The following is a 2,330-nucleotide window of genomic DNA, read 5'->3' on the forward strand; positions in this document are numbered from 1 at the left end:
TGCCGTCGGTCAAGGTGAAGCTCAGGCCGTTATGGCCGCTGACCGGCAAGCCTTGGGCGTTGGTCAGGGTCACGGTGTAGGTAACCTGGCCGCCTTCGGTGACAGTGGTCTTGTCCGCGGTCAGTGTTGCCACGACTTCGCTGGTGGTGTCGGTGATCTGCAACGTTGCTGGGGTGGTGCTCAGCTGCAGGTTCTCGAAGCCTTTGCCACCGGCATCGACTGCGCTCTGGACGCCCAGCTTCACGGTTTCGCCGTCCTTGAAGACGTCATCACCTTGTGCTGCCAGGGTGTAAGTGGCCGTGGTCGAGCCCGCTTTCACAGTCACGGTATCGCCGTTGCTGAGGGTGACGTTGAGGTCACGCTCCAGCACACGGTTAGTGGTGACGGTGAAGGTGGCCGGCTGATTCTCGGTGACGCTGGTCTGGTCGGCGGTGATGCCGACGGTGACCAGGTCGCCGCCATTCGAGGTGCCAGTACCGCCTGGATTGCCAGGGGTGCCTGGCTCGTCGGTGACGGTCGTGGTGCGGGTTTCGCCGCCCAGCGTCAATTTCTCGAAGTTATCGCCACCGCTGACCGAGACCAGCTTGTTGACGATGTCCGCTTGGCCGCCAACGTAAGCATCATCTTTCACCACGATGGTCGCGGTGCCGGTGGTGCTGCCAGCCGGGACTTTGACCACGGTGCCGTCGGTCAAGGTGAAGCTCAGGCCGTTGTGACCGCCAACTGGCAGACCTTGGGCATTGGTCAGGGTCACGGTGTAGGTAACCTGGCCGCCTTCGGTGACGGTAGTCTTGTCAGCGGTCAGTGTTGCCACGACTTCGCTGGTGGTATCGGTGATCTGCAGCGTTGCTGGAGTGGTGCTCAGTTGCAGGTTTTCGAAGTCCTTGCCACCGGCATCGACTACGCTCTGTACGCTCAGGTTTACGATTTCGCCGTCCTTGAAGACGTCGTCGCCTTGGGCTGCCAGGGTGTAGGTGGCCGTGGTAGAGCCCGCTTTCACAGTCACGGTATCGCCGTTGCTGAGGGTGACGTTGAGGTCACGCTCCAGCGTACGGTTGACGGTCACAGTAAAGGTCGCTGGCTGGTTTTCAGTGACGCTCGGCTGATCGGCGGTAATGCCGACAGTGACGAGATCGCCAGTGTTGGTGCCACCCGGCGTACCTGGGTTGCCTGGAGTACCTGGCTCGTCGGTTACATCGGTAGTGACATAGCCGGAGGTCGACAGCTTCTCGAAGACATTGCCACCGGTGATACCGGTGATGGTCTTGACGATGGTGCCCTGCCCGCCAACGTACACGTCATCGGCGGTCGTCAGTACGTAAGTGCCGCTCGCCTTGCCCGCCTCGATGGTGACGACACCGCCACCTTCCAGCGTGAAGGTCATGCCTTTGTGGCCAGTGACCGGCAGACCGTCCTTGCTGATCAGGGTCACGGTGTAGGTGATCTGACCACCTTCGGTGACGGTGGTCTTGTCAGCGGTGAGCGTTGCGACGACTTCGTTGATGGTGTCGGTGATCTGCAGCGTTGCTGGGGTAGTGCTCAGCTGCAGGTTCTCGAAGCCTTTGCCGCCAGCATCGACTGCGCTCTGGATGCTCAGGTTTACGGTTTCGCCATCTTTGAAGACGTCGTCGCCCTGGGCTGCCAGGGTGTAGGTAGCCGTGGTCGAGCCGGCTTTCACAGTCACGGTATCGCCGTTGCTGAGGGTGATGTTGAGGTCACGCTCCAGCACACGGTTAGTAGTGACGGTGAAGGTCGCTGGCTGGTTTTCAGCAACGCTCGGCTGGTCGGCGGTAATGCCGACAGTGACGAGGTCGCCATTGTTGGTGCCGCCCGGCGTACCTGGGTTACCTGGAGTCCCCGGCTCGTCAGTGACGGTCGTGGTGCGCGTCTCATCGCCGAGAGTGAGTTTCTCGAAGTTATCGCCACCGCTGACCGAGACCAGCTTGTTGACGATGTCCGCTTGGCCGCCGACGTAAGCATCATCTTTCACCACGATGGTCGCGGTGCCGGTGGTGCTGCCGGCCGCGACTTTGACCACGGTGCCATCGGTCAGGGTGAAGCTCAGGCCATTGTGGCCAGCCACTGGCAGACCTTGGGCATTGGTCAGGGTCACGGTGTAGGTAACCTGGCCGCCTTCGGTGACGGTAGTCTTGTCAGCGGTCAGTGTTGCCACGACTTCGCTGGTGGTGTCGGTGATCTGCAACGTTGCTGGGGTGGTGCTCAGCTGCAGGTTCTCGAAGCCTTTGCCACCGGCATCGACTGCGCTCTGCACGCCCAGCTTCACGGTTTCGCCGTCCTTGAAGACGTCATCACCTTGTGCTGCCAGGGTG

The 2,330-nt window shown here is 61.2% G+C and carries 1 protein-coding gene; it reads right to left on the reverse strand.

The features are described from left to right. Positions 1–2,330 (reverse strand): immunoglobulin-like domain-containing protein (locus G7Z99_RS19585; RefSeq protein WP_375139175.1); only part of this gene is annotated, 2,330 nt, incomplete at both ends.

This window comes from Pseudomonas entomophila, assembly GCF_013523165.1.
GTDB lineage: Bacteria > Pseudomonadota > Gammaproteobacteria > Pseudomonadales > Pseudomonadaceae > Aquipseudomonas > Aquipseudomonas entomophila_A.